Genomic DNA, 22,777 nt, shown 5'->3' with positions numbered 1-22,777 from the left:
CCTGTCCACCCTGCCGTGAGCACGCGCCCGGCGCCATTCGGCCCGTCGCCGGATAACCTGACGAATGTGGAAGACCCGGCGGTGGCGAACTCCGCGCAACCCGACTATCCGCAGCACTGGGAAGCCGACGTCCTGCTGCGCGACGGCGGCACGGCCCGGATCCGGCCGATCACTCCCGATGACGCCGGGCGGCTGGTCGAGTTCTACGAGCAGGTCTCGGACCAGTCCAAGTACTTCCGCTTCTTCGCCCCCTACCCGCGGCTGTCCGACAAGGACGTCCGCCGCTTCACCCACCACGACTTCGTGAACCGGGTCGGCCTCGCCGTCGTGGTCCGGGACCACTTCATCGCCACCGTGCGCTACGACCGGATCGACGCCGAGGGGCGACCCTCCGAGCACGGCACCGACGCCGAGGTCGCCTTCCTGGTCCAGGACGCCCACCAGGGCCGCGGGGTCGCCTCCGCCCTGCTGGAGCACATCGCCGCGGTGGCCCAGGAGCGCGGCATCCGCCGCTTCCAGGCCGAGGTGCTGCCGGAGAACCGCAAGATGGTGAAGGTCTTCACCGACGCCGGCTACACCCAGCGCCGCAGCTTCGCCGACGGCGTCGTGCACCTGGAGTTCGACCTCGAACAGACCGACCGCTCGCTCGCCGTGATGCGCGCCCGCGAGCACCGCGCCGAGGCCCGCTCGGTGCAGCGGCTGCTGACCCCGCGCTCGGTGGCCGTGATCGGCGTCTCCCGCAACCCGCAGACCGTCGGCCGGGCCCTCCTGCGCGACCTGCTCGGCAGCTTCGACACCGAGTTCGGCAGCCGGTACGACCCCAAGCGGGCCCCGCGTGCCGTCTACGCGGTGAACCGCAGCGCCCCGCCCGGCACCGAGCTGGACGGCATCCCGGTGCACCGTTCGATTCTGGACATTCCCGGGCCGGTCGACCTCGCGGTGATCGCCGTCCCCGAGAGCGCCGTCCCGGCGGCCGTCGCCGAGTGCGGCGCGCACGGCGTTCAGGGCCTCGTGGTGGTCACCGCCGGCTACGCGGAGACCGGCCCGGAGGGCCGCGACCGTCAGCGCGCCCTGGTCCGCCAGGCCCGCGCGGCGGGGATGCGGGTGGTCGGCCCGAACGCCTTCGGTCTGATCAACACCGACCCCGACCACCAGCTGAACGCCTCGCTCGCCCCCCACCTGCCCGACCGCGGCGGCTTCGGGATCTTCTGCCAGTCCGGGGCGATCGGCGTGGCCCTGCTGGAGTCCGCCCACCGGCGCGGCCTCGGCGTCTCCTCCTTCGCCTCGGTCGGCAACCGCTCGGACGTCTCCGGCAACGACTTCCTGCAGTACTGGGCCGAGGACGACGCCACCGAGGTGGTGTTGCTCTACCTGGAGTCCTTCGGCAACCCCCGCAAGTTCACCCGGATCGCCCGCCGCCTGGCCGCCGCCAAGCCGGTGGTGGTGGTCAAGGGCGCCCGCCACACCGGCAGCCTGCCGCCCGGCCACGCCGTCCCGGCCACCGCCACCGGCCTGCGCGACGCCACCGTCGATGCGCTGTTCGAGCAGGCCGGGGTGATCAGGGTGGCGACCATCACCGAGCTCTTCGACACCGGCGAACTGCTCGCCCAGCAGCCGCTGCCGCCCGGCGACCGGGTCGCCGTGGTCGGCAACTCCGACTCGCTCGGCCTGCTCACCTACGACTCCTGCCTGAGCGCCGGGCTGCGCCCGTGCACTCCCGTCGACCTCACCACCGCCGCCACCGGCGAGAACTTCCGGATCGCACTGGACGTCGCGCTCAGCGACCCGAACGTGGACGCGGTGATCGCCGTCGCCATCCCGCCGATCGGCACCTCCGCACACGCCTTCATGGGCGGACGGCTGGCCGGCCCGGACGATCCGGAGATGGGCTCGGACGATCCGGAGATCGCCACCGCCCTGCTCGAAGCGGGCGCGCGCGCACGGGAGTTGGGCAAACCCCTGGTGCTGGCCCACCTGGCCCTGACCGACCTGCCGAGCCGGCTGCGCCCCGGCGGCATCCCGGCCTACGCTGCGCCCGAGCGCGCCGTGCGCGCCCTCGCGCACGCGGTGCACTACGCGCAGTGGCGCCGCCGCACCGCCGAGGCGGAGGAGACGGCGCGCGTCCCCGAGCTGGACCGGATCGACGAGCCCGGCGCCCGCGCCCTGGTGGAGGCGGCGCTGAGCACCCGGACCGCCGTGGCCGCGCGCACCCAGCCCGGCGGCGCCCGGATCACCCTTCCGGACACCGAGGCCCGGGCGCTGCTGGCGCGCTACGGCATCGACGTCTCGCCCACGCTGCCCGCCCCGGACGAGGAGGCCGCCGTCCGGGCCGCCGAGCAGCTCGGCTACCCGGTGGCCCTGAAGGCGACGGCCCCGCACCTGCGCCACCGCCCCGACCTGGGCAGCGTCCGGCTGGACCTCACGGGCGAGCCGGGCCTGCGCCGGGCGCACCGCGAGCTGGACGCCCTGCTCGGCGGCGCGGCCGGGGCCGAGCTGGTGGTGCAGCGGCTGGCCCCGCGCGGGGTGGACACCGTGATCGGTGCCACGGTCGACCCGGCGGTCGGCGCGATCCTCTCCTTCGGTCTGGCCGGGGCCCCGGCCGAACTGCTCGGCGACGTGGCCCACCGGCTCGTCCCGGCGACCGACCAGGACGTCGCCGGGCTGATCCGCGAGGTGCGGGCGGCGCCGCTGCTGTTCGGCTGGCGCGGCGCCGAGGCGGTGGACACCGGCGCCCTGGAGGAACTGCTGCTGCGGGTGTCCCAGCTGGTGGACGACGTTCCGGAGATCGCCTCGGTGGACCTCGAACCGGTGGTCGTGGCCCCGCACGGACTGGCGATCCTGGGGGCGCGGGTGCGGGTCGCACCGCTGCCCGTCCGCAGCGATCTGGGCCCGCGCGCGATGAGCACGCTGTAACCTTCCTTGGTTGCGCCTGCCCGTGGGCGCTGATGTCCGAAGCTCGGCGCCGTGCCGCCCGCTTCGTCGGCGGACCATGCCAGGATGGAGTTATGGCGAAGACCGGTACCACCACCACTCAGGACCTGCGCTCGGCGATCGAGCGCAGCGGCTACTACCCGGCCCTGGTGTCCGAGGCGGTGGAGTCCGCGGTGGGCCCGGAGCCGATCAGCTCCTACCTGGTGCACCAGGAGACGACCTTCGACTCCAACGAGGTGCGCCGGCACGTGACGGTGCTGGTGCTGACCCCGACCCGGTTCGTGGTGAGCCACACCGACGAGCAGTCCGGTGACGCGGGCAGCCCCGCCGTGCCGTTCGCGACGACCTCGACGGAGAGCGTCCGGCTGGACCGGATCGGCTCGGTCGTGCTGAGCCGGATGGTGGCGAACCCGGAGACGTACACGCCCGGCACCCTGCCGCGCGAGGTGGTGCTGACGATCGGCTGGGGCGCGGTGCAGCGCCTGGACCTGGAGCCGGCCGGCTGCTCGGACCCGAACTGCGAGGCGGACCACGGCTACACCGGTTCGGCGACGGCCGACGACCTCTCGCTGCGGGTGAGCGAGGCCGGGGACGGCCCGGAGACGGTGGCCCAGGCCCTGCTGTTCGCCCGGGCGCTGTCCGACGCGACGATCGACAACGGCCCGCGGGTCTGAGCGCAGGCCGAACCCCCGGCAGCCGTCTGCCGCTTCCGTCCGCGTGCCACTTCGCGCTCCCGCCCGCGTTTCCGACCGCTACGAATCCGGTTCCATGTCCTTCGCACCCTCCGACGGCTACGACGCCTTCGAGATCCTCGACCCGGCCGCCGCCCCCGCGCCCCCGTACGGCAGCGGCTCGCTCTGCGACCTGCTGCCCTCGGTGGCGGCGGGCATGGGCGTGCCCGGATTCACCGCGACGCTGCCGATCGCCCCGGCCGACCGGGCGGTGGTGTTCCTGGTGGACGGCCTGGGCTGGGAGCTGCTGCTGCGCCACCCCGAGTACGCCCCGTTCCTGTCCTCGCTGGCCGGCAGCTCGATGGGCGGCACCGGCCGTCCGCTGACCGCGGGCTTCCCGTCCACCACCGCGACCTCGCTGGCCTCGGTCGGCACCGGCACGCCGCCGGGCCTGCACGGCCTGGCCGGGTACACGGTGGCGGTTCCGGGCGCCGGCTACCTGATGAACCAGCTGCGCTGGCAGCCGCACACCGACCCGCAGGCCTGGCAGCCGTACCCGACGGTCTTCGAGCAGACCCACCGGGCCGGGGTGGCGACCGCCCAGGTGTCCTCCCCGCTGTTCGCCCAGACCCCGTTGACCAGGGTGGCGCTGTCCGGCGGCAGCTTCCTGGGCCGCACCACCGGCGAGGAGCGGATGGACCTGACCGCCTCCTGGCTGGCCGAGCACGACCGGGCACTGGTGTACACCTACGTCAGTGAGTTGGACGGCGCGGGCCACCGGTTCGGGGTGGACTCCGACGAGTGGCGGATGACGCTGGACGCGGTGGACCGGCTGGCCCGCCGGCTGGCCGAGCAGCTGCCGCCGCGCTCGGCGATGTACGTGACTGCGGACCACGGCATGATCGACATCGCGCCCGAGGACCGGATCGACTTCGACGAGGACTGGGAGCTCGGCGCGGGAGTCGCCCTGCTCGGCGGCGAGGGCCGGGCTCGGCACGTGTACGCCGTGCCGGGTGCCGCGGCCGACGTGCACACGGTCTGGAGCGAGGTGCTGGGCGACCGGATGTGGGTGGCCTCTCGCGACGAGGCGATCGCGGCGGGCTGGTTCGGCCCGACCGTCGACGAGCGGGTGTACCACCGGATCGGCGACGTGGTCGCCGCGGCACGCGACGACATCGCGGTCATCGCCTCCCGCAACGAGCCCGGCGAGTCCGCGATGATCGGGCTGCACGGCTCGATGACTCCGGTCGAGCAGTTCGTGCCGCTGCTCGAAGTCCGGGGCTGAGCCGGACCCTTGACCTCCCTGTGCCCGGACCGCCCGAACTCTCCTGATGTGAAAGGCCTTTGCCCCACCCATGGCTGAACTGGTGTTCTTCTCGGGCACGATGGACTGCGGCAAGTCGACGCTGGCGCTGCAGATGGACCACAACCACACCGCGCGCGGCCGGCAGGGCATCATCCTGACCCGCAACGACCGGGCCGGCGCGGCCACCCTCTCCAGCCGGCTGGGCCTGCAGGCCGACGCGGTCGAGGTGACGGACGACTTCGACTTCCACGCGCACGTGGTGCACCGGCTCTCGGCCGGGGGCCGGGTGGACTACCTGATCTGCGACGAGGCCCAGTTCTTCGCCGCCGAGCAGGTCGACCAGCTGGCCCGGGTGGTGGACGAGCTGGACATCGACGTCTACACCTTCGGCATCACCACCGACTTCCGCACCCGGCTGTTCCCGGGTTCGCAGCGGCTGATCGAGCTGGCCGACCGGGTGGAGGTGCTGCAGGTCGAGGCGCTGTGCTGGTGCGGCGCGCGGGCGACCCACAACGCCCGTACGGTCGGCGGGGTGATGGTGGTCGAGGGCGCCCAGGTGGTGGTCGGCGACATCTCGGTGAGTGAGGACGAGATCGGCTACGAGGTGCTGTGCCGCCGCCACCACCGCCGCCGGCTGACCGCCGCGACCGCCCGCGCCTCGGTGCTCTCCCCGGACGTGCTGCCCTTCGAGGACCAGCAGGCGTAGGGCCCGTCCGCGGGAGGACGGGCCCCGCTCACGGAACCGTTGCTAGGCCGAGGCTTCGAGCACCGAGAAGTGTCCGCCCTGCGGGTCGGCCAGCCGGGCGGCGCGGCCGCGGTCGGTGTCGTGCGGTTCGACCAGGACGCGGCCGCCGAGTTCGACGGCGTGACGGGCGGTCAGCGCCGCGTCCCGGACCGCGAAGTGGGTGCGCCAGCGCGGCGGGTGGCCGCGTAGGTCGGCGTGGTGGCGGATGCCCGCGACCGGGCGCCCGTGCACCAGCAGGGCGGAGCCGCCGACGGCGGGCCGCACCGGCCGGTTGAGCACCGAGCCGTAGAAGGTGGCGGCGCCGTCGGCGTCCGGGGTGAGCAGTTCGGCCCAGGCGGGGCCGCCGGGTTCCGTCCCGGCCTCCCGGCCGAGGTGCTCCTCGCCCTGCCAGAGGCCGAACACGGCTCCGGAGACGTCGGAGGCGATCGCCATCCGTCCGGCCCGTTCGGCCTGCAGCGGGCCGACCGCGACGGTTCCGCCGCACTCGCGCACCAGTTGGGTGGTGCGGTCGGCGTCGTCCACGGCGAAGTAGGTGGTCCACTGCACCGGGAAGCCGGTGGCGGTGGAGACGCCGAGCCCGGCGACGGGTGCGCCGTCGAGCTCGGCCCGGACGTAGGCGCCGAGTTGGCCGGGCCCGGGGGAGTACGTCCAGCCGAGCAGTTCGCCGTAGAAGGCGCGGGCGCCGGGCAGGTCGTGGGTCAGCAGGCTGACCCAGCAGGGCGTGCCCTGGGCCAGTCGGAGTTCCACCGCGGGCAATGCGGGCCTCCTCACGGGTGGTTGGCGCGCGGCAATCCGCGGGCGCGAGGGTGATGCTTCCACTCTGGGGCGCGCCCAACCCTCGACCCGCGCGGAAAGTCCGGCAAAGAGCGCACAAAGTGCGGTTGTTCGGGCGTGTCCTGCGGATTCCTGCCGGAACAGGACCCGGTGGCGGTCCGCAGGCTCGCCCCGAGGGCGCGCTGCGCGACAATGGCCGTCATGACGACCTTCAACGACGGTTCCCCGCTGATCTCCGCGGCCGAGCTGGGGGAGGCGCTCGCCTCCGAGCGTCCGCCGGTACTGCTGGACGTGCGCTACCAGTTGGTCGGCGCCGCACCGGGCGGTCCGACCGCGGCCGAGGAGTACCGGGCCGGGCACCTGCCCGGTGCCCACTTCGTCGAGCTGGACCGGGACCTCGCGGCCCCGCCCGGTGCCCCCGGCCGGGGCGGCCGCCACCCGCTGCCGGATCCGGAGCAGTTCGGCGCGGCGATGCGCGGCTTCGGGGTGAGCGCCGGGCGGCCGGTCGTGGTGTACGACGGGGCGGCCTCGATGGCGGCGGCCCGGGCCTGGTGGCTGCTGCGCTGGGCCGGGCACCGGGACGTGCGGGTGCTGGACGGCGGTTTCGCCGCCTGGCAGGCGGCCGGGCTGCCGGTGACGCAGGAGCTGCCGGAGCCGGCGGAGGGCGACTTCAAGCCGGTGCCGGGGCAGTTGCCGACGGTGGACGCGGACGGCGCCGCGGACTGGACGCGCGGCGATCTGCTGCTGGACGCCCGGTCGGGAGAGCGCTACCGGGGCGAGACCGAGCCGGTGGACCCGCGGGCCGGGCACATTCCGGGCGCGGTGTCCGCACCGACCTCCGAGAACGTGCGCCCGGACGGGCGGTTCCGCCCGGCCGCCGAACTGCTGGCCCGGTTCCGGGCGCTCGGCGCGGGGGAGCGCAGGACCGCGGTCTACTGCGGTTCGGGCGTGACGGCGGCGCACCAGATCCTGGCGATGGAGGTCGCGGGCCTGGACGCCACGCTGTACCCGGGCTCGTGGAGCGAGTGGTCGAGCGACGCGAGCCGCCCGGTGGCGGTGGCCGGCCGGCCGGGCTGAGCCCGGGCACGTCGAAGGGGCGGGAGGCCGAGCCTCCCGCCCCTTCGACATGCCTCGGGGACTACTCCTGCTTCTTGCGCCGGCTGCCGAAGACGATCTCGTCCCAGCTGGGCACGGTGGCCCGGCGGCCGGGCCGGACGCCGTCCGCCTCGGCCTGCCGGTCGGTGGTGCCGACCAGGCGCTCGCGGTGCGGGGCGACGGCGCGCGGCATCAGGATGTCGGCGTAGGCCGAGCCCGCGCCGACCGCCGGGGCGGCGGCCGCGGCCGGCTCCTCGCTCTCCTCGGCGACCTCGGCGGGCACCGGTTCGATCGGGGCGGGGCCGCCGACGGCGAGGTCGCCGCGGAAGGCGGGGACCACGTCGAGCAGGCTGGTCAGCGAGTCCCGGCCCTCGGCGGTGGCCTCACGCGACTCGCGGACCTCGCGGGCCGACATGATGCGGTCGGCGGAGGGCCGGTCGATCATCGGGCGGGGCGGCCGGTCCTGGGGGAGCCGGGCGATCCGCGGGATGAACGGGAAGACCGAGTCCTCCTCGCGCTCGACCGCCTCGCCGATCAGGGCGCGGGCCTCGTCGTCGTTGGGCTGGACCAGGCGCCGGGGCGGGTCGTACGTCCAGGACGCGCTGCGGCCCTCGCCGTCGGCGCGGTAGGAGAGGATGACCTCCCAGGTGCCGTCGTCGCGCCGCCAGGAGTCCCAGCGCTCGGTGTCCTTCTCGGCGCCGCGCAGCGCGAGCCGCTCGGCCACGGCCTCGCCGAGCTGCGGTCCGGGGGACTCGCCGTTGCGGCGGATGGCGGTCTTGCGGGCGCGTTCGGCCATGAAGGCGCGCTCGGCGAGGACCGGCCCCTCGAAGCGGCGGACGCGGTCGACGGAGATGCCGGCGGCCTGGGCGACCTCCTCGGCGGAGGCACCGGCTCGTATCCGCGCCTGGATGTCCCGGGGGCGGAGGTGGCTCTCGACCTCGATCTCGATCTGGCCGAGGCGCGGCCGGTCGCCGCGGATGGCGGCGCGCAGCCGCTCGTCGATGGGGAGGGTGTACTCCGTGCTGTCGGCAGCCTTGAGCACCAGCCGTGTGCCGTCGTTGCTGACGGCCACAACCCGCAGTTCGGGCACGGTTACCTCCCGGGTGGTGCCTGCCGACGTCACCTGCGTCGCTGCTCCCGTACTGAGTGTGGCCTGCCCACTCGCGACTGGCCACAACCTTGCTGAGTTCCCCGGCGTGTCGGGCATACGCCCGGGCACACCACTGTGGCACGGTTGCCTTTTTGCCACGTCATGCGTCGACGTCGCGCCTGGGTGTCCCGGCCGTCCTCGCACGCGGAGTGTTCGCGACGATCCGGGACCGGCGTCGCCGTGCGTGCCCGTTCAGTGGCTCTTCGTCAAGCTGCCGGTGTAGGCACAGTCGACAAGTCGACCCAAGGCTCGGGCTTTACGAACAGTACTCCATTCGTGGCATCCGGAGGGGCGGCTCGCCGCTCAAGTCTCCCGCGATTCACGGGAATCTCAAGAGCGCGCGCCCCCAATGGCGGACCACCACCGGATGAACGGTGATCATCTTCACACAATCCTGGCGCGCAGAACCGCATTTTCGTCCCTTGTGTCCTTCTTTGGGCAAGATGGAGTGGCTTGTTCGAGTAAGAGTCGTACGGACCGAGGGATGTTGATGCCGGAGCGGAACCCCGCCGAGGAGGGCGGCAAGGAGGAGCGCAAGCGGATCGATCTGAGTGTGGCTCAGGTCGCGGCGAGTGCGCTGGCCGCGGTGGTGGGCGCGCTGCTCGCCTCCGAACTCGGCGTGTACGGCACGATCATGGGCGCGGCGGTGGTCAGCGTCGGGGCCACCACCGGCGGCGCGGTGTTCCAGCACGTGTTCAGGAGGACCGGCCAGCAGCTGCGCGAGGCGGTGGACCGCGGGCCGAACCAGACCCTGAACTCCCTGCGCCAGGTGCCGGTGGAGCCGGAGCGTGCCGAGCCGGTGCCGGCCGGTCCGCCGGTGATCACCTCGGAGTGGAACGAGCCGCAGGTGGTGCGGGTGCGCCGGCGTCGGGGCTGGCGGACCTACGCGGCGGTGTCCGGGCTGGTGTTCGTGCTGGCGATGACGCCGATCCTGGCGTTCGAGCTGGCCACCGGCCAGCCGGTGGCGGCGACGGTGCAGGGCGAGTCCGGCAAGGGGACGTCCTTCGGCGGCGCGGTGAAGCCCGGTTCGTCCAGGCCGCAGGACGCCCCGGCGGACCGGCCGGCCACCGGGGGCGGCGGGCGGGGCCCGGCGGCCACGCCCTCCGGCGGTGCCTCGGCCCCGGCGGTCACCCGGCCGAGCCGGGAGCCGGGCCCGACCCCGAGCGGCGGCGCCGGAGAGCACGGCGGCGCGGCCTCCCCGTCGGCCGTCCCGAGCGCGACCCCCTCGGCCGGTGCCTCCCCGTCGGCGGGTGGCGGCACCGGTCCGACGGGCGGGCCCACGTCGCGCCCGCCGGTGTCCGGTGACGTCCCGGCGCACGCGACGGCGACCCCGCCGCCCGTCGCCGGTACCCCGGGGAGTTAGGGCGGGTCCGACGATTCCCGACGGGCGTGAATCCTCAGCGCCGGCCCGGCTAGGCCCCCAGTACGCGCCGCAGGTAGTCGTTGCCGAAGAGGCGCTGCGGGTCGACCTCGTCGCGCAGCGCCGTGAAGTCGCCGAAGTGCGGGTAGACGCCGGCCAGGTACTCGGCGTCGCGGGTGTGCAGCTTGCCCCAGTGGGGGCGGCCCTGATGGGCGGTCATCAGCTGTTCAACGCCGGTGAAGTAGCCCTGGTCCCGGGTGCCGCGGTAGAGGTGGACGGCGATGTAGGCGCTGTCCCGGCCGGAGGCCGTGGACAGCCAGAGGTCGTCGGCGGGGGCGAAGCGCACCTCGACCGGGAAGCTGATCTTCCAGTCGGAGCGTTCGACCAGGGCCTTCAGTTCACGCAGCACCTCCGCGACGGCCGCGCGCGGGACGGCGTACTCCATCTCCACGAAGCGGACCTTGCGCGGGCTGGTGAACACCTTGTGGGAGGTGTCGGTGTAGCTGCGGTCGGACCAGGCGCGGCTGGCGAGCGAGGCGATGGCGGGGATGGCGCCGGGGAAGCGGCGGCCGACCCGGCAGGCGCCCTCCCAGACGGTGTTGGAGAGGAAGTCGTCCTCCAGCCAGCCCTTGAACCGGGGCAGCGGGGCGGCCGGGCCCTGGCTGCGGTTGTTGCGCTTGGTGGAGCAGCGGTCGGTGTGGGGGAACCAGTAGAACTCGAAGTGCTCGTTGACGGCGGTGAGGTCGTCGAGGCGTTCCAGCACCTCTTCGAAGCCCATCGGCTGCTCGTGCGCGGTGAGCAGGAAGGCCGGTTCGACGCCGAAGGTGAGGGCGGTGATCACGCCGAGGGCGCCGAGGCCGAGCCGGGCGCCCTGGAAGAGCCGGGGGTTCTCGGTGGGGGAGCAGTGCCGGACGGTGCCGTCGGCGAGGACGATCTCCAGGGCGCGGATCTGGGCGGCGAGGGAGCCGGAGTCGCGGCCGGTGCCGTGGGTTCCGGTGCTGGTGGCGCCGGCGACGGTCTGGACCTCGATGTCGCCCATGTTGGTGAGGGAGAGGCCCTCGGCGGCGAGGCGCCGGTTGAGGCGGCTCAGCGGGAGGCCGGACTCGACGGTGACGGTGCCGGCCTCGCGGTCGATCTCGCGGACGGCGGTGAGCGCGTGGGGGCGGACCAGCAGGCCGTCGCCGGGTGAGGCGATCGCGGTGAAGGAGTGGCCGGAGCCGGCGGCCTTGACGCTGCGGCCCTGTTCGGCGGCGCGCAGGATCTCCTTGGCCAGTTCCTCCGCGGTGCCGGGGGTGGCGGTCCGGGCCGGGTGGGCGCTCTGGTTGCCGGCCCAGTTGGTCCACCGGGTGCGGGTCGCGGTGCTGGCCTGGGGCATTGCGCTGCCTCCTGCTCCGTGGCCGAACGGGGTCGGCGCGTCCGGGGCGGCGGGGCCGCCCTCAGGGCCCGGGGAGACCGGCCCTACCCACGGGTAGGGCCGTGGGTAGGGCGAGAGATTAGTCAGTTGACCGTTCGGCGTCTACGGGGTCGACCGGCCTATCCGGCGGAGGATTCGGATGCCGCTCCGGCGGCCACCTCGGCGGGCTGCTCGGTGGTGAGTCCGGCGCGCAGGCGGCCGAGGCCGACCAGGGCGGCGACGACTCCGAGCAGACCGGCGGCCAGCGGCACCGTGTAGCCCGCGGCGGCGCCGGAGCTGTCGACGACCCAGCCGGCGGCGGAGGAGCCGACCGCTACGCCGAGGGCGAGCCCGGTGGTGGTCCAGGTCATGCCCTCGGTGAGCTGGGCGGCCGGGACGAGCCGTTCGACCAGCGCCATCGCGGTGATCAGGGTGGGGGAGATGGCGATCCCGGCGACCAGCAGTGCGGCGCCGACCGCGACCAGCCCGCCGATGCCGTTCACCGCGTGGGCGACCAGCAGCAGCGGCACCATGCTGAGCGCCATGAACAGCACGCCGAGGAAGAAGCGCACGGCCATCGAGCCGGTCAGCTTGAGGGCGCCGAACACCACTCCGGCGAGGCAGGAGCCGACCGCCCACAGGGCGAGGATCACGCTGGAGACCGACTTGTGCCCCTGGGCCTCGGAGTAGGCGACGGTGACCACCTCGACCGAGCCGAAGATCGCGCCGGTGGCGACGAAGGTGAGGATCAGCACCTGCAGGCCGCGGTTGAGGATGACCGAGCTCCCCTCGTGCCGGGCGGTCTCGTGGACCGGCGGCTCGGTGGAGCGCTGCCCGGCGAACAGCAGCACGCCGACGGCGAGGAAGATCCCGGCGAGCAGCACGCCGGCCTCGGGGAAGACCGAGGTGGCCAGACCGATGGAGAGGATCGGGCCGACGATGAAGCAGACCTCGTCGACGACGGCCTCGAAGGAGTAGGCGGTGTGGAGCTTCCCGGCGTCCTCGCGGTAGAGGTGCGCCCAGCGGGCGCGGACCATCGCGCCGGTGCTCGGCATGACGCCCATGCCGGCGGCGAAGACGAACAGCGTCCAGTCCGGGGCGTTGAGCCGGGCGCAGAGCAGCAGGCCGACGACGGAGCCGATGGTGAGCGCCATGGCGGGGACGATGATCCTCGCCTGGCCGAGCCGGTCCACCAGCCGGGAGACCTGGGGCCCGAGGATCGCTGCGGAGACCGCCAGGGTCGCCGAGACCAGGCCGGCCACGCCGTACGAGCCGCGCAGCTGGGACAGCATGGTCACGATGCCGATGCCGGTCATGGAGATCGGCAGCCGGGACACGAAGCCGGTGGAGGAGAAGGCCACGGTGCCGGGCGCGGCGAATATTCGGCGGTAGCTGGACAGCACGGGAGCTCCGGGCAGGGGGGTAAGGAACAAGGCTGGTGAACACAGCTTACGTATGTTGGCAAACGGAATTTTCCGGACACCCACGCAGCCCCGGCGCCGGCCCCCGGCCCCTCAGTGGCAGGATCGGTCCCATGTCCGACGCGCGCAAACCCTCCTCCTCCGGCGCCGCCCCGTACGACGCCCTGCTGCTCCTCTCCTTCGGCGGGCCCGAGGCCCCGGAGGACGTCGTCCCGTTCCTGGAGAACGTCACCCGGGGCCGCGGCATCCCCAAGGAACGGCTCAAGGAGGTGGGCAGGCACTACTTCCTCTTCGGCGGGGTCAGCCCGATCAACGAGCAGAACCGCGAGCTGCTGGCCGCCCTGCGCAAGGACTTCGCCGAGCACGGGCTGGACCTGCCGGTCTACTGGGGCAACCGGAACTGGGCCCCCTACCTCGTGGACACCCTGCGGGAGATGGCCGCGGACGGCCGCCGCCGGATCGCGGTGCTCGCCACCAGCGCCTACGCCGGGTACTCGGGCTGCCGCCAGTACCGGGAGAACCTGGCCGACGCGCTGGCCGTCCTCGCCGAGGAGGGCCGCCCGTCGCTGACAGTCGACAAGCTGCGGCACTTCTACAACCACCCCGGCTTCGTCGAGCCGATGATCGACGCCACCGCCGCCGCCCTGGCCGAACTGGCCGAGGCCGTCCGCCCCGGCGCCCGGCTGGCCTTCACCACCCACTCCATCCCGGAGGCGATGGCCGAGACCTCCGGCGCCCCGGACGACCCGGCCCGCGGCACGCCCGGCGGCGCGTACGTCGCCCAGCACCTGGAGGTGGCCCGGCTGATCGCCGCGGCCGTGGCCGAGCGCACCGGCGTGGAGGACCGGCCGTGGGAGCTGGTGTTCCAGAGCCGCAGCGGCGCCCCGCACATCCCGTGGCTGGAGCCGGACATCTGCGACCACCTGGAGGCGCAGCACGCCGACGGCGCGCCGGCCGTGGTGATGGTCCCGATCGGCTTCGTCTCCGATCACATGGAGGTCAAGTACGACCTCGACACCGAGGCCACCGCCAAGGCCGCCGAACTCGGTCTGCCGGTCACCCGGGCGGCCACCGTCGGCGCCGATCCGCGGTTCACCGCCGCGGTGCGCGAGCTCGTCCTGGAGCGGGCCGCCGCCGAGCGCGGCGAGGGAGCGACCCGCTGCGCCCTCGGCGCCCTCGGCCCCAGCCACGACGTGTGCGCGGTGGCCTGCTGCCCCAACCCGCGCGCCCCCCGCCCGGCCGCCGCCGAGCGCTGACCCCAGGAGGAGAACCCCGTGCCCACCCCCGCCCCGCCCGCCGACGGACTGCTCGACGACCTGTTGGACGTCGCCCTGGACGCGGCCCGGCAGGCCGGCGCCCTGCTGCGCGACGGCCGCCCCGCCGACCTCGGCGTGGCCGGCACCAAGAGCAGTCCGGTCGACGTGGTCACCGAGATGGACCTCGCCTCCGAGAAGCTCATCGTGGAGCTGATCGCCGACCGCCGCCCCGAGGACGGCTACCTCGGCGAGGAGGGGGCCGAGCGCCCCGGCACCAGCGGGGTGCGCTGGGTCGTCGACCCGCTCGACGGCACGGTGAACTACCTGTACGGGCTGCCCTCCTGGGCGGTCAGCGTGGCCGCCGAGGTGGACGGCCGGGCCGCCGTCGGGGTGGTGTACGCCCCGGCGCGCGGCGAGCTGTTCCACGCCGTGCTGGGCCGCGGCGCCCGACTCGACGGCCGGCCGCTCTCGGCCCGCCCGGCCCCGCCCTGGGGCCAGGCGCTGATCGCCACCGGCTTCAACTACGTCCAGCCCGTGCGGGTGCGCCAGGCCGAGGTGCTGCTGGCGCTGATGCCCGAGGTGCGGGACGTCCGCCGGGGCGGCGCGGCCGCGGTGGACCTGTGCGACGTGGCCGCCGGGCGGCTGGACGGCTACTACGAGCGCGGCCTCGCCCCCTGGGACCGGGCGGCTGGCTGCCTGATCGCCACCGAGGCCGGCGCCCTGGTCGGCGGCCGCCCCGGCCACGGCCCGGACGGCGAGCTGACCGTGGCCGCCGCCCCGGGGGTGTACGAGCCGCTGCAGGAGCGGCTGGCCGCGCTGCGCGCCTGGGCCGACTGAGGCGCGCGGCGCCGACCGGGCCCCCGGACCCGGCCCCGGACAAGCGAAGAGCCCTGGCACACGGGGGATGCCAGGGCCTGGGGTTTCGCACGGCCCCCGCAGGGCCGCTGGTGCCGGAAACCGGCGTCGGGTCAGGCGGCGGTGCGGTGGCGGTCCAGCACGGTGTCCACACCGTGCTCGGCGGCGAGACGACGGAGGTCGTCCAGCTCGGACTGCTCCACCTCGGCGAGGAACTCGTCCCCGGCCTCGATCGCGCGGTGCAGATCCTGCTCGGCGTTGGCTATGCGCTGCAGGATTCCGGCCTTGAAGGCGTCCATACGGTGCCCCCTTACTGTGTCGGACGTGCACGGTCGTGCGCTCTCCGCCCCGAGGAGGGTCCAGCCGGTGAATGCGCCCGGTCCGACGGTGGTGGATCTCCGGTCGAGCGCGGAGACGGCCTTCGGCCGCTCCCGGTGACGCCCCAGCCCCAGGGCCGGCGCGGATGAACGCACGGCGGGTGGGTGCGATCGGCCGTCAGCCAGATCGCGGGTGTGCAGCTGTCCTCCCCGCCCCGGGGGCCGGGAAACCTCCGGGCTGAAGAAAGTTGCCGCTGTCACAGTCCAAGCGGAACGTTCCCGGCACGAACGGTCACCGCCGCGGGCTCCGGTCCCCTGCCTCAGGGGCAGCTTATCGCTGCTTTACCGCAGGACCAGGCAGGATGGAGGCACCGTCGGAGCCGTGCGTCCGCTTCCGGGGCCGGCCTGGAGAAGGGACAACGACCGTGCGGGTTCTCGTCGTCGAGGACGAGCAGCTGCTTGCCGAGGCCGTCGCGACCGGCCTGCGCCGCGAGGCGATGGCCGTCGACGTGGTGTACGACGGGGAGGCCGCGCTCCAGCGCATCGCGGTCAACGACTACGACGTCGTGGTCCTGGACCGCGACCTCCCGCTGGTGCACGGCGACGACGTGTGCCGCAAGGTGGTCGAGCAGGGCCTGGCGACCCGGGTGATCATGCTGACCGCCTCCGGCGACATCAGCGACCGGGTCGAGGGCCTGGAGATCGGCGCCGACGACTACCTTCCGAAGCCGTTCGCCTTCAGCGAACTCGTGGCCCGGGTAAGGGCGCTGGGCCGCCGCGCGACCATCCCGCTGCCTCCGGTGCTGGAGCGGGCCGGCATCTCGCTCGACCCCGGCCGGCGCGAGGTGATCCGCGAGGGCCGCACCGTTCAGCTCGCCCCCAAGGAGTTCGCCGTCCTGGAGGTGCTGATGCGGGCCGGCGGCGCGGTCGTCTCCGCCGAGCAGCTCCTGGAGAAGGCCTGGGACGAGCACACCGACCCCTTCACCAACGTCGTGCGCGTCACCGTGATGACGCTGCGCCGCAAGCTCGGCGACCCGCCGGTGATCGTCACCGTGCCCGGTTCCGGCTACCGGATCTGACCGGAATCCGCCCCTGGAATCCGCCCCCGCGGAATCCATCCCCCGGGATCCGCCCCCGGAGGATCCCCGCCGTACCAGCGCCCGCCCCGGCGGACGCCCGAGAGGACCATCATGACCACCCCGCCGCGTCCGGCCGGCGGGCCCTCCGGCGCGCCCGCCGGCGGCCCGCGTGCCGTACCGCCCAAGCCCGTGCACCCGCCCCGCGCGCCCCGAGAGGGCCAGCAGGAGACCTACGTGCCCGGTGACGGGCTGCTCGCCTGGCTGCCGTTCCGCCCGACGATCCGGATGCGGCTCACCCTGCTGTACGGCGGGATGTTCCTGATGGCCGGCGTGGTGCTGCTGCTGCTGATGTACTTCTTCGTCCGGCAGGCCCTGGACTACGTCGCGCCGCCGCAGATCAACTTCACCGTCGTCACCCCCAACGGCGTCTCGTCCAACTTCATGGTCAACGGCACCCAGATGTCCAGCGACCAGCTCAACGCGCTGCTCGCCAGCCGGCACGAGGCGGCCTCCACCGCCGCCCTCAACACGCTGCTCCGCAAGTCGCTCACCGTTCTGGTCTGCCTCGCCGTGATCGCCTTCGCGGCCGGCTATGCGATGGCCGGCCGGGTGCTGCGCCCGCTCGGCCGGATCACCCGCACCGCCCGGGACGTCGCCTCGTCCGACCTGCACCGCCGGATCGAGCTGGACGGGCCCGACGACGAGCTCAAGGAGCTCGCCGACACCTTCGACGACATGCTGGACCGGCTGGACCGCTCCTTCGACTCCCAGCGCCGCTTCGTCGCCAACGCCTCGCACGAGCTGCGCACCCCACTGGCGATCAACCGCACGCTGCTGGAGGTCCAGCTCTCCGACCCGGCCGCCTCCCCCGACCTCCAGCAGCTCGGCAAGACCCTGCTGGCCACCAACGAGCGCAGCGAGCAGCTGGTCGAGGGTCTGCTGCTGCTGGCCCGCAGCGAGAACGAGCTGACCGACCGCCGTGCGGTGGAGCTGTCCGAGGTGGCCACCCGGGCGCTGGAGCAGACCCGGGGCGAGGCCGACAAGCGGGAGGTCGAGCTGCGTTCCAAGCTCGCCCCGGCGGTGGTCGCGGGCAACGGCGTGCTGCTGGAGCGGCTCGCGCTGAACCTGCTGCAGAACGCCGTCCGCTACAACACCCCGGGCGGCTGGGTCGAGCTGGCCACCGCCACGGTGCCGGGCGGCGGCGAGCTGGTGGTCTCCAACACCGGCCCGGTGGTGCCCGGCTACGAGCTGGAGCACATCTTCGAGCCGTTCCGCCGGATCAAGGGCGCGGACCGCACCCGCAGCGACAAGGGGGTCGGGCTGGGCCTGTCGATCGTCCGCTCGGTGGTGCGCGCCCACGGCGGCACCATCGAGGCCACCCCGCGCGCCGGAGGAGGACTCACCATGCGGGTACGGATCCCTTCGCCGTAGCGACCCTCCTGCGCCGTTCCGCGCCGTAACGGCCCCGGACGCCGACGCGTTCCGTGGGCGACCGTTTTCAGCCGCCCCCGGCAGGCCTGTCAAGACGACATAAGGCCTGGCGGGGGCGGCTTGTCATTTCCGGCCCGGGCAACTTACGGTGTCGTAACCTACGCAACCGTAAGTGCGCCTGCCGGTCCGCCCGCCGACAGCTCCGCGCGACGGTTGCCCGCCCCACGCGCCCGTCCCGCGCGTATCCGTCCCCCCAGGAGCACGACCGTGACCATCGCCCCTGTGCAGAGCAGCCCCTCGCTCGGATCGAGCGGCTGGACCGACACGCGACTGATCCTGGCCCTCGAAGAGGTCGTGGAGAAGGAGCTCAACCGCCACCTGGGCGTGGCCAAGGAGTGGATGCCCCACGAGTTCGTGCCGTGGAGCCAGGGCCGCGACTTCGACGGCGTGCTGGGCGGCGAGGCGTGGAACGTCCAGCAGTCGCAGGTGACCCCGCTCGGCCGGGTGTCGCTGGTGGTCAACCTGCTGACCGAGGACAACCTCCCCAGCTACCACCACGAGATCGCGACCATGTTCGGCCGCGAGGGCGCCTGGGGCACCTGGGTGCACCGCTGGACCGCCGAGGAGGGCCGGCACGGGATAGCCATCCGCGACTTCCTGCTCGCCACCCGGGCCGTCGACCCGGTCGAGCTGGAGCGGGCCCGGATGTCTCACATGTCCGAGGGCTTCGAGTCCGACAACTCGCACAGCATGCTGCACTCGGTCGCGTACGTGGCCTTCCAGGAGCTCGCCACCCGCATCTCGCACCGCAACACCGGCAAGTACGCCGGCGACCCGCTGTGCGACCAGCTGCTGGCCAAGATCGCCAACGACGAGAACCTGCACATGGTCTTCTACCGGAACCTGCTGAAGGCCGCCCTGGAGATCGCCCCGGACCAGGCCATGCGCGCCATCGCCGACGTGGTCACCAACTTCCGGATGCCGGGCCACGGCATCCCGGGCTTCGAGCGCGCCGCCGCGCAGATCGCCCTCGGCGGGGTCTACAACCTGCGCATCCACCACGACGACGTGCTGCAGCCGGTGCTGCGCCACCTGAAGGTGATGGAGTTCGGCGGCCTGGGCCCCGAGGGCCTGGTGGCGCAGAACGAGCTGGGCGTCTTCCTGGACGGCCTGGACAGCCAGGCGCGCAAGTTCGAGGAGCGCCAGGCCGCGCTGCTGGCGCGCCGGGAGGCCCGCCGCAACGCCGGCTAGGACGTCCGCGGGGGCGCTCCCGCAGGACGGCCGCGCCCCCTGGCCGAGGGGGCGGAGTGGGTGGATTTTCCGGGTTTTGTCCCGGAAGATTCTGAACGTGACCAAGCTCACACCGTGTCGCTCCGCGGCGTCGGCCAACGCCGGAGAGTGATCACCTCCTCAGGGACGCCGATCGCCGTCCGTGACCGGAATCCGGACCGCCGACGAACCGCGGGATCGGTCGGCATCCCTGGTGGGCAAGGGATTTGGCGGACGCCGGTAAGGCTTCCGCTCACTGTGAGTCGCTGGAAGGACGGTCGTTCGGCGAGTCGACGATGGCCCAGCGTGAGGCCCTCCGCGCCCTGCGGGATCACCCCAACGGACCCCTGGCTGAGTGTCGATTGAGTAACGGGGCTTGAAGTAAGGCAAAATCTCCGCCTCGGGTCGGGCACAAGACCGGCCCCCCATGCGTTACGTGCGCTGGAGATACCGCACACACCGCACAACCCGGAGGGGGAGAGCGAAAAATGGCAACCGACTACGACACCCCACGCAAGACCGACGACGAGCTCAACGAGGACAGCATCGAGGAGCTCAAGGCCCGTCGGAACGACAAGGGCGGCAGCTCGGTCGACGTCGACGAGTTCGACGCCGCCGAGGGCATGGAGCTCCCCGGCGCCGACCTCTCGAACGAGGAACTCGCGGTTCGGGTGCTGCCCAAGCAGGCCGACGAGTTCACCTGCATGAGCTGCTTCCTGGTCCACCACCGCAGCCAGCTGTACAGCGAGAAGAACGGCAACCCGATCTGCCGGGACTGCGGCGCCTGAGCACCGCAGCGGACAGCGCCTGGAACCCGTGGCTCCCGCGGGACCGGCACAACGCTCCTTCCGGCCCCGGGCAGCGGGGCCGGACGGCAGGTCCGCGGACCGTCCGGAAGGGCGGACCCGGGAGGACGGAGTCGGTCGGCCGCGCGCCGGCCAGGACAAAGTCGTAGGGACGGTCCCGCAGCAGCGGAACCGTCCCTCTCGGTCTTTCCGGGGCCCTCGTGGGGGCCGGTCAGGTCCGGGCGCCGCGCCGGGCCTCCTCCAGCGCCTCGGCCAGCTTCATCGGCGAGCGGGTCGACAGATAGAGGTAGGGCGTCGGGTCGGCCGGGTCGCTCACCTCGACCCGCAGCGCGGTCGGGACGTAGCTGCGCAGCAGCATGAAGGCGCGGGGATCGGCCTTCGGACCGCGCCAGGCCGCTGCCTCGCCGGGGCTCAGCGCCTGCGCGGCGCCCAGCGCGTCCACCGGGATGCGGGCCGGTCCGGCCACCAGCGAGCCCTGCACCACCCGGATCCGGGCCGAGCCGTAGCTGCTGATCGCCACCGCGCCGGCGGCGATGCCGACCACCAGGCCGACCAGGGCGGCCGGACCGCTCACCCGGATCAGGATCAGCGCGAGGGTCAGGCCCACTGCGACCGGGAGCAGCCACCAGGAGCGCGGCACCGTGAGGCGTTCGTCGTACATGCCCTCCATTGTGGGCGCCCTGACGCCCGGCGCGGGACGCCACCCCCACCGGAGGCCTTGCTACCCCTGGGTAGGCTGCGAGCCGTGACCGGTACGACCACCCCCACCACCCCCGCCGTCCGGTCGGCGCCCGCGTTGCCGCCGACCCCGACCACGCCGCCCCCGGACGCCGTGATCCCGGAGCGCCATCCCCAGGCGCCTGCCCCCGGCACCCGCCTCGGCTCCCACTACGAGCACTGCTTCGGCTGCGGTCCGCAGCACCCCGGCGGCCTGCGGATCGACGCGGTCGCGGGCGAGGGCCTGGACGTCACGGCCGAGCTCACCGTCCGGGACGTCCACCAGGGCGGTCCCGGGCTGGCGCACGGCGGGCTGCTCACGACGGCGATGGACGAGACCCTCGGCACGCTCAACTGGCTGCTGCACGCGCCCGCCGTGACCGGCCGGCTGGAGACCGACTTCCTCAGCCCGGTGCCCGTCGACTCGGTGCTGCACCTGCGCGCCTGGATCACCGGGGTGCACGGCCGCAAGATCTACAGCGCCGCCGAGGCGCGGATCGGCGGCCCGGACGGACCGGTCGCCGTGCGGGCGCAGGCGCTCTTCATCCAGGTCAAGCTGGAACACTTCACCACGCACGGTCGTCCCGAGGACATCGAGAAGGTCCTCGACGACCCTGATCTGATGAAGCGCGCACGAGCCTTTGAGGTGAACCCTTGAGTGAGACCCCCCGCCCGCAGCTGGACGTCCTGATCAGGCGCATCGACCCCGAGCTGCCGCTGCCCGAGTACGCGCAGCCCGGGGACGCCGGCGCCGACCTGCGGACCACCGTCGACGCCGAGCTGGCCCCCGGTGAGCGGGCGGTGCTCCCCACCGGCGTCGCCATCGCGCTCCCGGACGGCTACGCGGCCTTCGTCCACCCGCGCTCCGGGCTCGCAGCTCGTTGCGGAGTTGCCCTCGTGAACGCCCCGGGGACGGTCGATGCCGGGTACCGTGGAGAGATCAAGGTGATCGTCGTCAATCTGGACCCGCGCGAGGGTGTCAGCTTCCGCCGAGGGGACCGGATCGCCCAGCTGGTCATCCAGCAGGTCGAGAGGGCCCGCTTCCACGAGGTGGCCGAGCTGCCCGGGTCGGCACGTGCCGAGGGCGGGTTCGGGTCGACCGGTGGCCACGCCGCGGTCTAGCATTCCCGCGGCCTCGCAGGAAGCCGAGCAGGTATTCGCATCGGTCTTGGACCGGGAAGGACAGTGACCGTGTTCCGTCGTCGCCAGAAGAGCGAGGACGCTGTCGAGCAGCTCGCCGACGACGCCATCAGCGCCGACGAGACGGCCGATGACGTCGAAGGTTCCGCCGAGAGCGAGAACGTGACCGAGCTGGACCCGGCCGACAGGGTCGGCCTGCCGCCGGCCCCGCGGCCGGACGGCCCGTGGGACCACAGCGAGCTGGAGACCCCGGAGGAGGGACGAGTCGACCTCGGGGGTCTGCTGGTCCCCGGAGTCGAGGGAATGGAGCTGCGCGTCGAGGTCGCCGGTGACGCGATCGTCGCGGCGACCCTCGTGCTCGGCAACAGCGCCATCCAGCTCCAGGCCTTCGCGGCCCCGAAGTCGGAGGGCATCTGGGGAGAGGTCCGCGAGGAGATCGCCAACGGCATCACCTCGCAGGGCGGCCTCGTCGAGGAGGAGGAGGGCCCGCTCGGCTGGCACCTCCGTGCCCAGGTCCCCGTGCAGCTTCCGGACGGCACCCAGGGCGTGCAGCTGGTGCGCTTCGTCGGGTGCGACGGCCCGCGCTGGTTCCTGCGCGGTGTGATCTCGGGCCAGGCCGCCGTGCAGCCCGAGATGGCCGGCATCCTGGAGCAGGTCTTCCGGCAGACCGTCGTCGTGCGCGGCGAGAGCCCGATGGCTCCGCGCGACCCGATCGTGCTGAAGCTTCCCGAGGACGCCCAGATGGTCGCCGACGGTGGCGGGGCTGCTGCCACCGCCGGCGAGGGCGAGGGCCGCTACGGCTCGCTCGACCCGTTCGCACGCGGCCCGGAGATCACCGAGGTCCGCTGACCCGGCTCGTTCACCGCGTGTCTGCGTCGCCTCCGTCCGGGCCCCGGGCGGAGGCGATTTGCATGTGGCGGGCCGGTGCCCGTACAGTTCCGGAGTCGCCGCGGGAGACCGGGGCGGCAAAGCGGAAAGCGAATCCGATGAATGAAACTCCGGAAAACGGAGCGGAAAACATCTGATAAGCTGGAAACACGAAAGAACGAAGCGCCCGGAGG

21 protein-coding genes are annotated in these 22,777 nt (G+C 73.4%); 15 read left to right on the top strand and 6 right to left on the bottom strand.

Annotation, left to right across the window (positions count from 1 at the left end; all coding sequences use genetic code 11):
* The first annotated feature begins 66 nt into the window (after window positions 1-66).
* From ACIRVF_RS35260 to ACIRVF_RS35245, 4 genes are all read left to right on the top strand, one after another.
* Window positions 67-2,913 carry a GNAT family N-acetyltransferase gene (locus ACIRVF_RS35260; RefSeq protein WP_402827360.1) on the top strand — a complete coding sequence of 949 codons (2,847 nt, stop codon included), beginning with the start codon at window positions 67-69 and terminating at the stop codon, window positions 2,911-2,913.
* Window positions 2,914-3,005: 92 nt separating this feature from the next.
* Window positions 3,006-3,605, top strand: a complete 600-nt coding sequence (locus ACIRVF_RS35255; RefSeq protein ID WP_360237602.1) for a DUF5998 family protein — start codon at window positions 3,006-3,008, stop codon at window positions 3,603-3,605.
* 94 nt (window positions 3,606-3,699) lie between these two features.
* Window positions 3,700-4,887 (top strand): alkaline phosphatase family protein, encoded by a 1,188-nt coding sequence (locus ACIRVF_RS35250; protein WP_402827357.1) that lies wholly within the window; start codon window positions 3,700-3,702, stop codon window positions 4,885-4,887.
* 70 nt (window positions 4,888-4,957) lie between these two features.
* Window positions 4,958-5,614 (top strand): thymidine kinase, encoded by a 657-nt coding sequence (locus tag ACIRVF_RS35245; protein ID WP_402827354.1) that lies wholly within the window; start codon window positions 4,958-4,960, stop codon window positions 5,612-5,614.
* Between the two features lie 42 nt (window positions 5,615-5,656).
* Here the strand turns inward: ACIRVF_RS35245 and ACIRVF_RS35240 are convergent, their stop codons facing one another.
* Entirely contained in the window at window positions 5,657-6,400 is a 744-nt protein-coding gene (locus tag ACIRVF_RS35240; protein ID WP_402827554.1) for a VOC family protein, read from the bottom strand.
* A 228-nt stretch (window positions 6,401-6,628) separates the two neighbouring features.
* Here ACIRVF_RS35240 and ACIRVF_RS35235 point away from each other — a divergent pair, with 228 nt between their 5' ends.
* Window positions 6,629-7,504 (top strand): sulfurtransferase, encoded by an 876-nt coding sequence (locus tag ACIRVF_RS35235; protein ID WP_402827351.1) that lies wholly within the window; start codon window positions 6,629-6,631, stop codon window positions 7,502-7,504.
* Between the two features lie 61 nt (window positions 7,505-7,565).
* On the opposite strand, the gene sepH is transcribed toward ACIRVF_RS35235, so the two are convergent.
* A complete protein-coding gene (gene sepH, locus ACIRVF_RS35230; protein WP_402827348.1) occupies window positions 7,566-8,645 on the bottom strand; it encodes a septation protein SepH in 1,080 nt (359 codons plus the stop codon).
* Between the two features lie 517 nt (window positions 8,646-9,162).
* Here sepH and ACIRVF_RS35225 point away from each other — a divergent pair.
* A complete protein-coding gene (locus ACIRVF_RS35225; protein ID WP_402827345.1) occupies window positions 9,163-10,035 on the top strand; it encodes a hypothetical protein in 873 nt (290 codons plus the stop codon).
* A gap of 49 nt (window positions 10,036-10,084) precedes the next feature.
* Here the strand turns inward: ACIRVF_RS35225 and ACIRVF_RS35220 are convergent, their stop codons facing one another.
* The gene (locus ACIRVF_RS35220) at window positions 10,085-11,407 is read right to left on the bottom strand and encodes a D-arabinono-1,4-lactone oxidase (RefSeq protein WP_402827342.1); all 1,323 of its coding nucleotides are present in this window, start codon (window positions 11,405-11,407) and stop codon (window positions 10,085-10,087) included.
* A gap of 158 nt (window positions 11,408-11,565) precedes the next feature.
* On the bottom strand, window positions 11,566-12,828 hold the full coding sequence (locus tag ACIRVF_RS35215) for an MFS transporter (protein ID WP_402827551.1): 1,263 nt from the start codon (window positions 12,826-12,828) through the stop codon (window positions 11,566-11,568).
* Window positions 12,829-12,959: 131 nt separating this feature from the next.
* Between ACIRVF_RS35215 and ACIRVF_RS35210 the strand changes: the two genes are divergently transcribed.
* Together ACIRVF_RS35210 and ACIRVF_RS35205 are read left to right on the top strand one after the other, a co-directional pair.
* On the top strand, window positions 12,960-14,102 hold the full coding sequence (locus ACIRVF_RS35210; RefSeq protein WP_402827339.1) for a ferrochelatase: 1,143 nt from the start codon (window positions 12,960-12,962) through the stop codon (window positions 14,100-14,102).
* Window positions 14,103-14,120: 18 nt separating this feature from the next.
* Window positions 14,121-14,939, top strand: coding sequence for an inositol monophosphatase family protein (locus ACIRVF_RS35205; protein ID WP_402827336.1), 819 nt, complete (start codon window positions 14,121-14,123; stop codon window positions 14,937-14,939).
* Between the two features lie 131 nt (window positions 14,940-15,070).
* Here ACIRVF_RS35205 and ACIRVF_RS35200 read toward each other — a convergent pair whose 3' ends face one another.
* On the bottom strand, window positions 15,071-15,256 hold the full coding sequence (locus ACIRVF_RS35200; protein WP_030285471.1) for a hypothetical protein: 186 nt from the start codon (window positions 15,254-15,256) through the stop codon (window positions 15,071-15,073).
* 443 nt (window positions 15,257-15,699) lie between these two features.
* Between ACIRVF_RS35200 and ACIRVF_RS35195 the strand changes: the two genes are divergently transcribed.
* The 4 genes from ACIRVF_RS35195 (at window position 15,700) to ACIRVF_RS35180 (ending at window position 19,841) form a co-directional block, all read left to right on the top strand.
* Window positions 15,700-16,353 carry a response regulator transcription factor gene (locus ACIRVF_RS35195; protein WP_030285473.1) on the top strand — a complete coding sequence of 218 codons (654 nt, stop codon included), beginning with the start codon at window positions 15,700-15,702 and terminating at the stop codon, window positions 16,351-16,353.
* Between the two features lie 111 nt (window positions 16,354-16,464).
* Window positions 16,465-17,784, top strand: a complete 1,320-nt coding sequence (locus tag ACIRVF_RS35190; protein WP_402827332.1) for a sensor histidine kinase — start codon at window positions 16,465-16,467, stop codon at window positions 17,782-17,784.
* A 267-nt stretch (window positions 17,785-18,051) separates the two neighbouring features.
* Window positions 18,052-19,035, top strand: coding sequence for an acyl-ACP desaturase (locus ACIRVF_RS35185; RefSeq protein ID WP_402827329.1), 984 nt, complete (start codon window positions 18,052-18,054; stop codon window positions 19,033-19,035).
* A gap of 506 nt (window positions 19,036-19,541) precedes the next feature.
* Entirely contained in the window at window positions 19,542-19,841 is a 300-nt protein-coding gene (locus tag ACIRVF_RS35180; RefSeq protein WP_030285479.1) for a DUF4193 domain-containing protein, read from the top strand.
* A 229-nt stretch (window positions 19,842-20,070) separates the two neighbouring features.
* Here the strand turns inward: ACIRVF_RS35180 and ACIRVF_RS35175 are convergent, their stop codons facing one another.
* The gene (locus ACIRVF_RS35175; RefSeq protein ID WP_402827326.1) at window positions 20,071-20,520 is read right to left on the bottom strand and encodes a DUF3093 domain-containing protein; all 450 of its coding nucleotides are present in this window, start codon (window positions 20,518-20,520) and stop codon (window positions 20,071-20,073) included.
* 135 nt (window positions 20,521-20,655) lie between these two features.
* Here ACIRVF_RS35175 and ACIRVF_RS35170 point away from each other — a divergent pair, with 135 nt between their 5' ends.
* The 3 genes from ACIRVF_RS35170 (at window position 20,656) to ACIRVF_RS35160 (ending at window position 22,565) form a co-directional block, all read left to right on the top strand.
* Window positions 20,656-21,234: a PaaI family thioesterase gene (locus tag ACIRVF_RS35170; RefSeq protein WP_402827548.1), complete on the top strand. Its 579-nt coding sequence runs from the start codon at window positions 20,656-20,658 to the stop codon at window positions 21,232-21,234.
* Complete coding sequence (gene dut, locus ACIRVF_RS35165; protein ID WP_402827323.1) at window positions 21,231-21,698, top strand: dUTP diphosphatase; 468 nt, start codon at window positions 21,231-21,233, stop codon at window positions 21,696-21,698. Before ACIRVF_RS35170 ends, dut begins: the two co-directional genes overlap by 4 nt.
* 69 nt (window positions 21,699-21,767) lie before the next feature.
* Entirely contained in the window at window positions 21,768-22,565 is a 798-nt protein-coding gene (locus ACIRVF_RS35160; protein ID WP_402827320.1) for a DUF3710 domain-containing protein, read from the top strand.
* The last annotated feature ends 212 nt before the right edge of the window (window positions 22,566-22,777 follow it).

Origin of the sequence: Kitasatospora sp. NPDC101157, from assembly GCF_044768255.1 — a bacterium.
Classification (GTDB): domain Bacteria; phylum Actinomycetota; class Actinomycetes; order Streptomycetales; family Streptomycetaceae; genus Kitasatospora.
Note: the sequence above shows the minus strand (reverse complement) of the source record. Positions and strands in the feature narration are given on the sequence as shown.

Excerpts from the sequence above, each read along its gene's own strand:
- ACIRVF_RS35255 (WP_360237602.1), top strand. The coding sequence starts at position 3,006 with ATGGCGAAGACCGGTACCACCACCACTCAGGACCTGCGCTCGGCGATC.
- ACIRVF_RS35250 (WP_402827357.1), top strand. The coding sequence starts at position 3,700 with ATGTCCTTCGCACCCTCCGACGGCTACGACGCCTTCGAGATCCTCGAC.
- ACIRVF_RS35245 (WP_402827354.1), top strand. The coding sequence starts at position 4,958 with ATGGCTGAACTGGTGTTCTTCTCGGGCACGATGGACTGCGGCAAGTCG.
- ACIRVF_RS35235 (WP_402827351.1), top strand. The coding sequence starts at position 6,629 with ATGACGACCTTCAACGACGGTTCCCCGCTGATCTCCGCGGCCGAGCTG.
- ACIRVF_RS35225 (WP_402827345.1), top strand. The coding sequence starts at position 9,163 with ATGCCGGAGCGGAACCCCGCCGAGGAGGGCGGCAAGGAGGAGCGCAAG.
- ACIRVF_RS35220 (WP_402827342.1), bottom strand. The coding sequence starts at position 11,407 with ATGCCCCAGGCCAGCACCGCGACCCGCACCCGGTGGACCAACTGGGCC.
- ACIRVF_RS35210 (WP_402827339.1), top strand. The coding sequence starts at position 12,960 with ATGTCCGACGCGCGCAAACCCTCCTCCTCCGGCGCCGCCCCGTACGAC.
- ACIRVF_RS35200 (WP_030285471.1), bottom strand. The coding sequence starts at position 15,256 with ATGGACGCCTTCAAGGCCGGAATCCTGCAGCGCATAGCCAACGCCGAG.
- ACIRVF_RS35190 (WP_402827332.1), top strand. The coding sequence starts at position 16,465 with ATGACCACCCCGCCGCGTCCGGCCGGCGGGCCCTCCGGCGCGCCCGCC.
- ACIRVF_RS35180 (WP_030285479.1), top strand. The coding sequence starts at position 19,542 with ATGGCAACCGACTACGACACCCCACGCAAGACCGACGACGAGCTCAAC.
- ACIRVF_RS35175 (WP_402827326.1), bottom strand. The coding sequence starts at position 20,520 with ATGTACGACGAACGCCTCACGGTGCCGCGCTCCTGGTGGCTGCTCCCG.